The sequence below is a fragment of the Pseudanabaena sp. FACHB-2040 genome, assembly GCF_014696715.1.
Classification (GTDB): Bacteria; Cyanobacteriota; Cyanobacteriia; order Phormidesmidales; family Phormidesmidaceae; genus JACVSF01.
Genome location: NZ_JACJQO010000028.1, coordinates 1 through 13266, shown reverse-complemented (window position 1 = coordinate 13266; position 13266 = coordinate 1). Strand labels below are relative to the sequence as shown.

Genomic DNA, 13266 nt, shown 5'->3' with positions numbered 1-13266 from the left:
GGTATGCCGCAGTACGAGTTTCAAATCATAACTCGCACAGAAGCAGAATCTGAGCAGTTTATGACAGCCATCGGAGCCGAAGACGTTGACATCGAAATCTGGATTGAGGATAGAGATACTCCTACTCATCGTGAGGAGTGTATCGCCTTTGGGCTGACCACCCTTTCGCCAGAAGAACTAGAGCGTCGGACTACCGAGTTGGGAGTTCAGTTGGTTTACGTTGAAAACGTAGAAGAGGCTGACCAGAAAGCAGACGCTCTGATACAGCAGGTTATGCAAGCCTCGGAGATTGTGTATAGCCGAGAACCTACCCCTGGCAAAACCCGCCTCAGTGAAATGCTTGAAATCCATAAGCAGATCTCTGATGAAATGGAAATGTAGACTTTCATACGTACGTCATTTTATACGTACTCATCACGGACTTAAGCCAGAATGACCCATGCTACTCCCTCCGAGGCCGCTGACCCGGCTCAACGAACTGTCCCTGAACTGGTAGAAGACATTCAAGCGCTGACTGCAGAAATTCAGCAGCTGTACTGTCAGGATTCGCTGCCGTGGATTATTGGCTACTCCGGCGGTAAAGATTCCACAGTTATTCTGCAACTGGTCTGGGCGGCGATCGCCGCCCTGCCCCCCGAACAGCGCACCAAAACCATCCACGTCATCACCACCGACACACTGGTCGAAAATCCAGTGGTTGCTGCCTGGGTGAGCCAATCCCTGGAGCAGATGAAAGGTGCCGCCCAGTCCCAGGGAATGCCCATTGAGCCGCTGCTGCTCAAGCCCGCAGTCAAAGATACTTTTTGGGTCAACCTCATCGGCAAGGGCTACCCTGCACCGCGTCAGGGGTTCCGCTGGTGTACCGAGCGCCTCAAAATTCGCCCCTCTGACGACTACATCCGCGAAAAAATCCGAGAAAGTGGCGAGGTCATTCTCGTGCTGGGCACCCGCAAGGCTGAGAGTGCCAGTCGGGCCGCTCTTATGACTGAGCACCGCAAGTGGCGGGTCTTTTCTCACATGAACTACAACCCCAGCCGCCCCAACTCACTGATCTATACCCCCATCGAAGACTGGCGCACCGACGAAGTGTGGCTGTACTTGATGCAGTGGCCTAACCCCTGGGGCAACGACAATAAAGACCTGTTCACTATGTACCGAGGGGCCACCGCCGATAACGAATGTCCCTTGGTGATCGACACCTCCACCCCCAGCTGCGGCAGTTCGAGGTTTGGCTGCTGGGTTTGCACCCTGGTTGCCAAGGACAAGTCCATGGAAGCCATGATCCAAAACGACGAAGAGAAAGAGTGGATGCAGCCGCTGCTCGATCTCCGCAACGAACTGGATGTGGAAAACGACCTCGATCGGCGCGACTTCCGGCGACGGCAAGGGCATGTGCAGCTCTATGAGAGGTCTGTGCAGGGGGCGGACACGACAGAAGTGGTGAACATTCCCGGCCCCTATACTAAGCAATGGCGCGAAGAATGGCTGAAGCAAGTCTTGCAGGCCCAAGCCGAAGCCCGTCGTAACGCCCCCGACGAGATGAAAACCATTGAGCTAATAGCCTTAGAGGAACTCAGCGAAATTCGCCGCATCTGGCTGGAAGAATTTCACGAGTTCGATGACTCCTTGCCCCGCATCTACGAAGCCGCTACGGGCACCCCCTTTCATGATCCTCGCCCTAATGCGGGCAACTCTCTGCTCGGAGAAGACGAGTGGGGTATTTTGGAAGAAATCTGCGACGACTCCATGCAGTTTGAACTGATCGCCAGACTGCTAGACACCGAGCGCCAATACCAAACTATGTCTCGCCGTAAGGGCGTGATCGAGGCGCTTGAAAAACCCTTTGACACCAGCTCTCGGCCCAAGGATGAGGCCATGGACTATGCCCGTAGCCGACGGCTGGTTCAACAAGCGGCGACCAGTGGTGAGGTAGACACCATTAAGCAGCTCCTTGCCCCAGAACAACACGAGGCTGACCAAACCGAGCCGCAAGACCAAGACCAGACCCCCCACAGACCTACCTGGGGCGCAATAAAGTTTGGGGTGAGGACGTAACCCAGTGATTTTTCGCGAGCTGGTGCTCCAAAACTTTGGCCCTTATCGGGGGCGGCAGGTCATCAACCTAGCCCCGGTGGATGCTGCGCAGCCGATCATTCTGTTTGGTGGCATGAATGGCGGTGGCAAGACGACTCTAATGGATGCGATTCGCCTGGCTCTCTATGGCCACCGCGCCCCCTGCTCCACTCGTGGCAATTTATCCTACAAGGAGTTTCTCAACCAGGCCGTCAACCGCCAGGCTCAAGATTCCCCCACCGCTGTAGAGCTATCTTTCCAGCTCACCCTTAACAACGCTGCCCAGCCAACAGAATTTCGCATCTGCCGCAGCTGGATGAAGGATTCTAAAAGCAACCGCGATCAGCTTGAGATTTTGGTGGATGGTGAGCCAGATCAAGCCTTAGAAAAAGGCTGGGATCAGCGGATTGAAGACTTGCTACCCCTGGGTATTTCTAACCTGTTCCTCTTTGATGGCGAACAGGTAAAAGAGCTGGCCGAACAAGACGAACTGCCCTCAATGGTAATTGGGGCCATGCGATCGCTCTTGGGTCTGGAACTGCCTGATCGACTCTCAGCTGACTTAGATGTCTTGGCCTCCCGCAAGCGCAAAACTCTTTCCAGCAGACAAGAACTGAAACAGCTAGAGGCTATCGAGCAGCAGTTAGACGCGCTAGAGGCCCGGCGTCAGTCAGCCAAGAAAGCGATCGCTTCTATCTATACCCAGCTTGAAATTGCCAAGAAAGAATTGCATGAGGCTCAAGAGCGCTTTTTCGCAGAGGGCGGCAAAATTGCCGCAGAAAAGAGCCAGCTAGAGCGCCAACTGGAACATGCCAAAGAGGATGTCGAGGTACAGCGGCAGGCACTGAGAGGCCTCGCGGCTGGAATTTTGCCCCTGGCGCTGATCCAACCACTACTCCAAGAGGCCCAGGATCAAATTCAAGTCGAAGTCCGCTACGAGCAGTTTCAAGCGGCTAAGGATCTGCTGCAAGAACGTAACCAGCATCTGATCAACTTTATTGAGACTCTCAACCTCGAAAAGACAGCGGTTGAGAAAATCCGAGACTTTCTAGCCGACGACGACCTGGCCCATCCCCAGACCCAGCCCTGGCTCTATGCCAGTGTGGAGCACTTGCATCAGCTCACGCAGATTCTAGACCACGGCTTGCCCGCCCAGCAACAGCTTGCCCAAGAGCGGCTCGCCGCCCTTCAAGCCCTGGAAGACTCAATTGAAACTACAGAACGGTACTTAGCTACAGCGGCATCCCCAGAGATCTATGAAAAGCTGTCGCAGCGAGTAAGTAAGGCCCAGTCTGAAGTGACACGACTGGCCGTAGAGCACGAAAAAGCCCAGCAAGAGTACAACCAGATTATTCAGACTATCGATAAAGCCCGCAAAGAGCTGGTGGACTACAGCCAGCTCACCTTTAAATACCTGAACGATGAGCACATTCTGAAGTCGATTGCGACGGTGCAGAAAAAGCTCAAAATCTTCAAGGAACGGCTCAAGCTACGCAAGCTAAACCAGCTTGAAACCCTGGTAACTCAATGCTTCCTCTACCTACTGCACAAACCCAATCTGGTGAATCGAGTAGAAATAGACACTGAGGCATTTACCTTATCGCTGTTTGACTCGGCTGGGCAGGCCGTGCCCAAGCATCGACTCTCGGCAGGGGAAAAACAGCTGTTGTCGATCGCCCTGCTGTGGGGGTTGGCCCGCGCTTCGGGCCGTCAATTGCCTGTGGCGATCGACACGCCCCTGGGGCGGCTCGACTCTTACCACCGCAATAACCTGGTTGAGAAATACTTCCCCCAGGCCAGCCACCAGGTTTTGCTACTGTCCACTGATACTGAAATTAGAGAGGCTGAGGTAGAAAAGCTCAGAAGCAGTAACGCGATCAGCCGTGAGTACCTACTGCGCTACGATGCCAACCTGCACCAGACTGAAGTGAAGCCCGGCTATTTTTGGTGAACTCTATGCTAGAACCCCCTGTAGACCGAGTTCGCATTTCCCAAGCTGGTAAAGATCAGCTTCTCAAGTTAAGGCGGGTGACAGGCATCACCCAGTGGAACATCCTCTGCCGCTGGGCTTTTTGTCGTTCCCTATCAGAACCGACGCCTCCATCACCAATAATGATTCCCGCTGACAGTAATGTAGAGATGACTTGGCAAGTATTTGGTGGAATAATTGCCGATCAACTCTTAGTTGCACTTAAGCAACGCTGTAGGGATGACAACCTAGAAACAGATAAAGATACACTTGCCTTTCAGTTTCGTCTGCACTTACATCGAGGTCTTGGTTATTTAGCTGCAGATCCAAACTTAACATCAATAGATTCCTTGTTTAAATAGAAATACTCATCCCTTTATAAGGTCTTTCAAAGGCTCATTCGGGACATCTTTCCTTTCTACAGGGTATCCATGATAGCCACCGGCATTGTCATATTGGAAAACATAAAATTTTCCACGAAAGAAACTATATCTTTGAGTATGACCTAAATGTTCAACGCTTCGATCAAGGGCTTCTTGAGCTTCTAAGTCGCTTAAATCCATTGGAGTAGCGTTCTCCCAAGAACTTAGAAGATCATGCTTCGAGTGATAAAGAAATTTTGGTCTAAGAGCCTGCGCTTGATGTACTTCAAAAATATTTTCTATATGTAACTCTTGGGGATCTTCGGTATTCTTTGTAAACCTGACTGAAACTAAAACCACATCAAAGGTTCCGGACTTTTTAATGCTAATTAGTTTTCCTCTAAAATATGCCGCTCCAGCCAATGAGGTATCTGAATAATCTGATTTACTTGTTTCACACTTCCAATAATGCAGCCCATTATTCACCTCATCATCTAGTTTTCTAGATACACATCCTTGCTGTAGTAAAGTGACAATGAAATTCAAGAACCCTAGGTCTTTATCTGGCTGCTTAATATAATCTCTTAACCAGTCGAGAAATTTATACCCAGGAAAGAGTTCACGTTCACAAAGCGACTGATGTGTTAAAACCTTCATGTCTCTAATGAGGTTCAATTCGCTTAAAATTGATTGAACTGAGTTCATATAGATTTTGACTTCATAATAGTCTCTAAATTGACCAACAAAGGATAACTCATTTAAAAGAAAGTACATATTGAAATAAAACTTCTGCTGAAGTAAACCTCAAACTACTACAGTAACTCTAGAGAGTCTTTAGCAATTTGGTCGAAGAAGTCTTCTGGCCAATGATCTAGTTTTCCCTTATCGTCAATTGAGATTGAAGAAACTTCAGTAACAAAAGATAGATCTTTACTCTTCTTGCTGAGAAAATGTATACGAACATCGTCCGCCTTAATTTTCTTGGATAGAACTGCCTTCCTTATTCCGTTAAGAACATGGTCACTGTGCGTCTCAACTATGATCTGAACACCACAACCTGCAGATGAAGCTATTAATTCGCCAATTTTTGATTGACCTTTAGGATGCAAGTGGGCCTCTGGATTCTCTATGAGAACAAGGTTTCCTTGATTCGAGAAGAGCATAGAAACAATTATAGGAAGAGTGTAAGTAATACCGAATCCTACATTGATTGGCGAATAGGGATCGTTGTTTCCTTCTGAAAATTGTAGTTTCGCTATACGAATATCTGGTGACAAAATTGAGTCTATTCTAATACCCGGACAAATATCGCCCATCCATGCCTCAACTTGATCCTTCAGACTCAAAGATTTTGAAGCTGGATGAGCAAGATGAGTATTAGGAATCTTTTTCCTCTCAAATATTGATAAAAAGTGGGCTGTAAACTCCCCTTGATTACCTAGTTGCTGGTTTTGCCTTACAGCATAATCAGACATCGGAAAAAATACTTTCGGGCCTATCCTGTCAGCTGGTATATGATTAAAACGGTTTCCAAAAAGACTTGTATCAGAATAAATATTATCGTCAATCACTGACTCTTCAGTAAGTTCTAAGAAATCTGCTCTAGGCTCGGAGTACACAAATTTCCATAAAGCTTTAGTTCCATTATCAGCAATAATCTCAAAAGACAAAAAATCCCCTGAAGCAGCTCTAAAGAAAATGTCATAAGCTGTTCCAAGTGAAATTGAAGAACCATTTATTTCAAGCTGTCGCTTCTCTAAAAGTCCATCTTGATAAGATTGTCTTAAAAGAAGTAAGGCTTGAATTATAGATGACTTACCTGAACTATTTACTCCTGCTAAAAGGGTCAAATGGCCGAAATCTATTTTTTGACTTTCAAAAGGTTTAAAGTTGTTCAAGCAAAGTTGGCTGATCATTTTAAGCTAATAAGAACCGAGTATATGTGTTATTAATTGTTCGATTCGTTCAAACCTGACAGAAACCTTATTTGCAGCTTGCGAAACAGCTTTGGAAAACTCAGAATCCGTGTCGATAAGTTCCGCGAAATCATCTACAACCAAATGCTTATTTTTACATAAAAAATCGAGTTCCTCATCAGAGAGTGTACTTAGGCTCACAGACCAGGTTTCAAACAAAGCTTTATTCACAGGATATTTCTTTGGTCTGACCTTAGAAATTTTTCTGAAGGCTTTATCGTTGAAGATTCTTTCTGATGCTGAGAGTGACTTTCTCAAGTCAAGTGTCAGTTCATTAAAGAGGCTAGAACTGGGTTGTAAAGCATTAAGTTTTTCCATCGTATTGTTGAGAAAAGCATCCCTTCCTATCCGTTTCGGATATTCCCTATAATCTGTTAGCTTAAAGGCTAAAAATCCTAAGGCAAACTCCCGATCGTCCATTCTCTTTATTTTGCTAGAAGGAATCTGAACAAGTTTTTTGAAAAGAGGTTCGTTGCAAAGACTTTGCAAAAAATCAGTTGCTTGACCATAATTTAAAGCATGTCTTAGCTCTTGCGGAGAAAGGGGTAAGCCACCAGTATTCACCCGCTTAAATATATTAAACTTTACTTCTGGTGGGCTTTGCTTCTCAATTAAATAACAATTTAGATTTGTCTCTTCAATTCTTCGTCGGTAACTGCGAGGTAATTTAGAGAAAGTCTTCCTATCTAGATTTTCAAAATATTCGAGTCCCTGTAGCTTTAGCTCTTCATCTAATACAAATCGCTTCAAAGCTGTAAGTCTTTGAAGACCATCAACAACGCTCCATCTATCGTCATTGCTGGCGTCTATGTAGAACGCTGGAAGTGGAATTCGTAAAATTACTGACTCAATCAACCTGCTTTGCGCAATGTCATTCCAGATACCTGCACGTCTTTGAAAACCTGGTGCCAAATTTATCTCGCCATACTTGATTCTTTTGATAATTGTTTCAATATTCATGGGTTTATGAGTAACCCTTACTGACTCGGGGTCAAAGGGAGCTTTTTCTTCTTCGTAAGTGTCGAAATCATCTTCTGAAAAGTCTTCACCAAATAAATTTTCTAATAGGCCTTCATTCCCTTCATCTAATTGCTCAAAAGTGATGATGTTTGTATATCTTCCATCCTCAAGTTGTTTGAAATACTTATTAGCTGTTGAATCTTGTCGACTTAGTCCTATGCATTTCCTTCTAATTTCTTTTCTGACCATTTCAACTTCGTTTTCTGTACCAAAGTCATAGAGTTCCTTTGCAAGAATGACCCTGGTAATTTCCGCAGGCGTCATTGGTTCTTGAGAATCTTCAAGAACCTTGAGAACTACTTTGGCAATTGTCATCTCAGTCATAAGTAGTTAGGAATAGCTAGGCAACAGCTTTTATCCCCAAAGACCATCATCTTCGAATAGTAGTTGCTGAACATTTCCATCGGGCAAAATCTCAGGCATCATAGCGTCTCCTCTGGCCTCCGTCCCATCCCATTGGTTAGGCCAGGTATTCGCCGCAATCAAATTTTCAATTCTGGCCAACTCTTCCTCATTAATCAAGATTACCTCAGGCATCCCCTGGGCTCTAGCCGCCCGGTTAACCTCCTCTTGAATCGCCAAAACTTGCGTAAGCATGGAGCGGCGGGCCTCCATGTGCAGTGGCCCCAAACGATTTCGACCAATATACTTGGTTGCCGCCTTTCTCACCTCCCCATGCTTGCGCAACCGGTACTGGGGCTTCTTCATCTCCCAATACAGAGGTCGCAGCTTCTCTAGAGGTGCCAGATAGGCCCACTTAGGTTGGGCCACTACCCGCTCTAGCGCTGCATCCTTCTGCACCAACGGACAACCAATACAGCCTGTCCGCGCATTCATCGGCTCCACTTCTCCCAGGTCATCCTGCGGGTCGTGGCCGTAGACCTCGGCAATCTCAAACGTCGGGAAGCCCAGCTCAATATCGGCCTTCACCAGCCAATCCCACACATGGCAAACCCGCCAGTGCAGCAGCGGCGCAAGAGTATCTGAGATCGCCCCCGAGGTAGTCTGCTGAAACCAACCCTGCCCGCACTCGCCTCCATCCTTCGTACAGCTCACGGCAATGCGCTGATCACGCGCTGCACTTTCGCCAATGCGCACCCCCGTCAGCATCAAAAACTTTTCGCCGTACTCTTCCCGTAGCTTTTCTAGCTCTCGCTCAATGCTCATTACTTTGAGCTTGGGGGTACACCAGCGGAAGGTGTTGCTCGGCGGCGGCACCCCACGACCCAGCATGTAGACAAAAAAGCGATGATCTAGCTCAGGCAACACTACCCGAGTGTCAAACCCTCGCTCTCGCAGAGTCTTCAAGACTCCCATCGCGGCGTTGTGCAGCGGCGGTAGCTCTTGGCGGGTATCGGCGTAGAGCACCGTGATACTCGCTGGCCGAGGCACCAGTCCCTTGTCGATCAAATCGGCAACTAATGTAACGGTGGCTGAAGAATCTTTGCCGCCCGAGAACGCGATGGCCCAATGCTTATACAAAGAACCATAGTGGCGCAACGACTCAGCCGATAACTCAATGCTGCGCTCAAGGGAGAGGCGATCGCTTTCAAATAAGCTGAGCGTTCTCATGTAGGCAAGTTGTCACAGGAGTGATGAGGTTTGGGTAGCGTCATTCTAACGGCAAAGGAGTAGCCGAACGCTAGATGCAGGACTTCTTTTTTAATCAGGTGGTCTGGGTCTAGGGAATGCCTGTTAGGGGTGCCATACAAGTGTACTTAAAATGATTCAGAGTGTAGATGCCGCACTGCAATCAGCCGCCAACCAGCCTCAAGCGGAGCTGGTAAAACACTGCCAGAGCAGTCCTATCGGCAAATGCCTACCCAATGCGTTCTATATCCACCAATCCGCCCTGCTATCCCTAGATAACGCCCTGCGGCACCAAGAACAGTGCGCTCGCAGCCTGCTGAAAAAGGAATTGCCCTTCACCCTAGTCAAATTTCACTTCGACCAACCCAAACTCTCCTACCTCTACTACCCCGAGTTTGACACCGAACCCCACCCCCTGCTCCACACCAGCACTGTTGTGGACTGGGCCACGGGCACCGTCGAAACTCGCGACTATAGCGACGCCCCCAATCCGCCGCTGCTCCACCGCAAAGAAACCTTCGTCACCGCTGACCATCCCCACTACACCCGCTTCGCCCATTTGACTCAACAGCAGGTGGCTATGGGCCTACTGGATAACTCCCGCGAGATTGGCACCCAACTCAACTGGGAGCGTCGCCTCACTCAGCAGGGCATCGAAATCCACAACCACGCTCTGGCTTGCCCAATTAAGTCTGCTCAACAGGCCAAGCCGAAGATTCAGCGGCATAAGGCGGCAATCGCTCGCGTCACTGCCTCCAAACCCGTCCGCCTCGCTGTTGAAGCGGGCCTGTTCCCTGCCGATACCACTTACTTTGACTACGGCTGCGGCCACGGGGCCGACATCGAATACATCCACCACCTGGGCCTCACCAGTTCTGGTTGGGATCCTCACTTTAAGCCCGGTATTCCCCACACCCCAGCCGATGTGGTCAACCTCGGCTACGTCATCAACGTCATCGAAGACACCGCCGAGCGGCGAGAAGCCCTAATTAACGCCTGGGGCCTGGCCCAGAAAGTGCTCATCGTCGCCGGCCAGGTGCTGATCGACGATCGCACCCGTGGGGTGGTCGCTTACGGCGACGGCATCATCACTAGTCGCAACACATTCCAGAAGTACTACGAGCAAGAAGAACTCAAAGCCTACATTGACCAAGTGCTTGGGGTCGATGCTATCCCCATCGCTCTGGGCATCTACTTCGTTTTTCGCGATGAAGCCCAGGCCGAAGCCTTTCGGGCCTCCAGGTTCCGCTCCCGCATCACAACCCCCCGTATTCGCCTCAAGGTCAGCAAGTTTGAGGAATACCGCGATCGCCTTCAACCGCTGATAGATTTCTACACCGATCGCGGTCGGCTGCCCATGGTGGAAGAACTGGGCACCGACACCCTTGCCCCCCTTTAGGAAACCTTTGGCAGCATTCGGCGGGCATTCACCGTCGTTCTACAAGCCACGGATGCGGGGGAATGGGATGCGATCGCCGACAAACGCCGCAATGATTTATTGGTGTACCTGGCCCTCAGCCACTTTGGTAACCGCCCCAAGTTCAAAGACCTCTCGCCCTCAGTGCAAGCCGATATCAAAGCCCTCTTCGGCAGCTACCAACCAGCCTGCACCGCCGCCGACCTGATGCTTATGACCCTGGGCCGTACGGAGGTAATCGAGCAGCGCTGCCGGCAAAGTCCTATTGGTCAGCAGCGCCCCAACTCTCTCTGGGTGCATGTATCGGCAATAGACCAGCTCAACCCGGTGCTGCGCGTCTACGAAGGTTGCGCCTCCCGCGCTATTGGCCGACCCGAGGAAGCCACGGTGGTGAAGTTTCACGTCCAGAAGCCGCAGATCACCTATCTAGCGTTTCCCAACTTCAACAAAGAGCCGCACCCTACCCTGAAGACCAGTATGGCCATCGGTCTTCGCGATATCCACGTTTGCTATCGCGACTATGACCTCGACAACGCACCCCTGCTCCACCAGAAAGACCAAACTCTGGTCACCGACTATCCGGGCTATGCCAAGTTTGCCAAGCTCAGCCAGCAAGAACAAAAGTGGGGCTTGCTGGACGATGTGAAGACGATTTTTGACCGCAGGGGTTGGGAGCGGTGTTTACTCGACCACGGGGCTGAGCTGCAAGGGCATAGAATCGTATGGCGCAAGGATGCCAGCGACGAGCAGAAACAGCAAGTCCAATCCAGGCTTCGGACGCAATCAACAGTGCGAGTTGTTGGCCCTGGAGATTCGAAAGTTGAGTAGTGGCGTCTCCTCCGGATGTTGCAAGGTATTGCCGTCGGGGCTGAAGGAGACCTCATAGACATTCCCCTGATGGCCCTCTAGCTCAGTTTTCTGCAGGTGTCCAGGTTGGGTTGCCGTGTCAGAATCGGACTTACTGCTGGGCAGTCCCCAGCAGCTTGGGCAGTATTGCTGTGACAAAACAGGTTGTCAACGTCCTGAGTCTGCACCAAGGCAGCCAAGGCTGTCAGGCCAAGGGCAAGCAAAAGATGCATAGCGGTAGCCAGGGTAACTCTTTGTTAGTATATTTCGACTCCTTGGTGATGCTGATGGACTCCAGATTCTTTTAGCTTGGACTGCTTTGGCTAGTTGCCTCTTGCGTAGCCAGCAGTCAATCAAATCATCCAATCTAAATTGCTTCAAAGTGCAGCTGTCACTTTTGAGCTTAATTGCCGCTAGTCCGCTTTCTTTGAAGGCTATGAGGCAACCTCCATAGCTCACTAGATTACCTCAACGCGATCTCAAAAACTTAGTGAGACAAAATTTCTACCCTTCTGGTAAAAACTCAGAAAAGTGACCTGAAGCCAAGGCTGTATAAACGTTTGAGCCCCTTCCAAAACTGATTAACTTCTTTTAAGTAGTTAGTGAATAGATATAAATTATTTGGGATATACAATCCTCAGACAATTAGGGGTAGTAAGGCTGGAGTTTATTGCCCTTGAGCAGCAAAGCTGGGTGTTGGGTCTATAAATCTTTCTAAAACCGAGTTCGGATTTTATCGAAACACCTATACTGATGTACTGATTGTCGCCCCCCTACCCTCGGATCATGTCTGCCTCAAAGCTCAACCAACTCATTGAATATCTATGCGAGACACTGGCAGTGCCGACGGAGGCGATTTCACTAGGGCTGCGGCAAGCGGACCAAGCGACCAACCTGCTGCCTATTGTGATGTGGCAGTACGGACTGATCAGCACAGCGCAGCTGAATCAAGTCTTTGACTGGATGGAAGAGGCGTAAGCCTAATTCACCTCAAAGCCACAAACCCGGCGCATAGAGCTCATTAACTTTCCACGAACAATTAGTTAAAAGAAAGCTCTGGTGGTCTGTAGCTTCAAGGTGATGGGAACCGCCAACAACGCCTCTAACAGGAGCCTGATTAGGAGATGCTCATGTTTGAACTGTTTTGGTCTCTCGGATCGCACCTAATGCTTCTAGGGTAATTTCCTGTGCTTCGGTTAAACCGGTTGCCCCTGTAATGATGCTTCCTTCGTAAGGTCGGGAAAAGCGCAGCGTTTTTAGATGAGATCCAGTCTTAAGGTGCCAAGCTTGGATGGTTTCGTCCTGACTACTGCTGAAGAAAATGGCATCACCTAAATGCTGAGTGAGTGACCAGACCCAGTGTCGATGGCCCTGAAGCATAAACGTACACTCTCCTGTTGCAGTATCCCAGGCTCGTATAGTTCTATCAGCGCTGCTACTAATCAGGTAATGACCGTCCTCGTCAAACAGCAGCGATAAAACTTGACTGGTATGGCCTTCAAGGGTTCTAATGCACTGCCCGGCTGTCACATCCCAGAGTTTAACTGTGAAATCATCTCCTCCTGTTGCTAAATAGCGACTGTCAGGACTAAACACAATTGCCCAAACGCGATTTAGATGCGCCTGTAAGGTCTGAAGACACTGACCAGTTTTAGGATTCCATAGCTTGATGGTCTGCTCATAACTACCACTCGCTAACCATTGACCGTTGGGACTGAAAGCAACGGATAAGACGGAGCTAGTATGCTCTTTGAGCGTATGCAGGCATTCACCTGTGTCAACATCCCAAAACCTCACGGTATGGTCATAGCTAGCACTGGCAATTTGGCGGCCGCTGGGGTGAAAAGCAATCGCCCAAACCCAACTGGTATGACCCTGTAAGGTCTTCAAGCACTGACCAGCCCACGAGATGCGCAACGAGATTCAATTTGTAAAGCTAGGCGTGAGGCTATGCAGGCATTCCAGCAGAAGTAGCCAGTAGAAAATGACAACGTTAGCCTTTTGAGTTGAGGC

Annotated in this window: 10 protein-coding genes and 1 pseudogene; 6 read left to right on the top strand and 5 right to left on the bottom strand. The window is 49.2% G+C overall.

Features of this window, described 5'->3' with window-relative positions; all coding sequences use genetic code 11:
• The first annotated feature begins 3 nt into the window (after positions 1–3).
• The 4 genes from H6G13_RS26245 to dndE are packed head-to-tail and all read left to right on the top strand — an operon-like array spanning position 4 to position 4404.
• Complete coding sequence (locus H6G13_RS26245) at positions 4–381, top strand: hypothetical protein (protein WP_190488489.1); 378 nt, start codon at positions 4–6, stop codon at positions 379–381.
• Between the two features lie 51 nt (positions 382–432).
• A complete protein-coding gene (dndC, locus tag H6G13_RS26240; RefSeq protein WP_190488487.1) occupies positions 433–2055 on the top strand; it encodes a DNA phosphorothioation system sulfurtransferase DndC in 1623 nt (540 codons plus the stop codon).
• 4 nt (positions 2056–2059) lie between these two features.
• Entirely contained in the window at positions 2060–4024 is a 1965-nt protein-coding gene (dndD, locus tag H6G13_RS26235) for a DNA sulfur modification protein DndD (protein ID WP_190488485.1), read from the top strand.
• Between the two features lie 5 nt (positions 4025–4029).
• On the top strand, positions 4030–4404 hold the full coding sequence (gene dndE, locus H6G13_RS26230; protein WP_190488482.1) for a DNA sulfur modification protein DndE: 375 nt from the start codon (positions 4030–4032) through the stop codon (positions 4402–4404).
• A 6-nt stretch (positions 4405–4410) separates the two neighbouring features.
• Here dndE and H6G13_RS26225 read toward each other — a convergent pair whose 3' ends face one another.
• The 4 genes from H6G13_RS26225 to H6G13_RS26210 are packed head-to-tail and all read right to left on the bottom strand — an operon-like array spanning position 4411 to position 8972.
• The gene (locus H6G13_RS26225; RefSeq protein WP_190488480.1) at positions 4411–5178 is read right to left on the bottom strand and encodes a hypothetical protein; all 768 of its coding nucleotides are present in this window, start codon (positions 5176–5178) and stop codon (positions 4411–4413) included.
• Between the two features lie 38 nt (positions 5179–5216).
• Entirely contained in the window at positions 5217–6320 is a 1104-nt protein-coding gene (locus H6G13_RS26220; protein ID WP_190488478.1) for a DUF3696 domain-containing protein, read from the bottom strand.
• Positions 6321–6326: 6 nt separating this feature from the next.
• The gene (locus H6G13_RS26215; RefSeq protein WP_206756548.1) at positions 6327–7715 is read right to left on the bottom strand and encodes a DUF262 domain-containing protein; all 1389 of its coding nucleotides are present in this window, start codon (positions 7713–7715) and stop codon (positions 6327–6329) included.
• Positions 7716–7754: 39 nt separating this feature from the next.
• Complete coding sequence (locus tag H6G13_RS26210; RefSeq protein WP_190488476.1) at positions 7755–8972, bottom strand: phosphoadenosine phosphosulfate reductase family protein; 1218 nt, start codon at positions 8970–8972, stop codon at positions 7755–7757.
• Positions 8973–9123: 151 nt separating this feature from the next.
• Between H6G13_RS26210 and H6G13_RS26205 the strand changes: the two are divergent.
• Both H6G13_RS26205 and H6G13_RS26200 read left to right on the top strand, forming a co-directional pair.
• Positions 9124–11235, top strand: a pseudogene (locus H6G13_RS26205) (DNA phosphorothioation-associated putative methyltransferase).
• Positions 11236–12039: 804 nt separating this feature from the next.
• Positions 12040–12231: a DUF2949 domain-containing protein gene (locus tag H6G13_RS26200; RefSeq protein WP_190488474.1), complete on the top strand. Its 192-nt coding sequence runs from the start codon at positions 12040–12042 to the stop codon at positions 12229–12231.
• A gap of 150 nt (positions 12232–12381) precedes the next feature.
• Here H6G13_RS26200 and H6G13_RS26195 read toward each other — a convergent pair whose 3' ends face one another.
• Positions 12382–13143, bottom strand: coding sequence for a WD40 repeat domain-containing protein (locus H6G13_RS26195; protein ID WP_190488472.1), 762 nt, complete (start codon positions 13141–13143; stop codon positions 12382–12384).
• Positions 13144–13266: the final 123 nt, after the last annotated feature.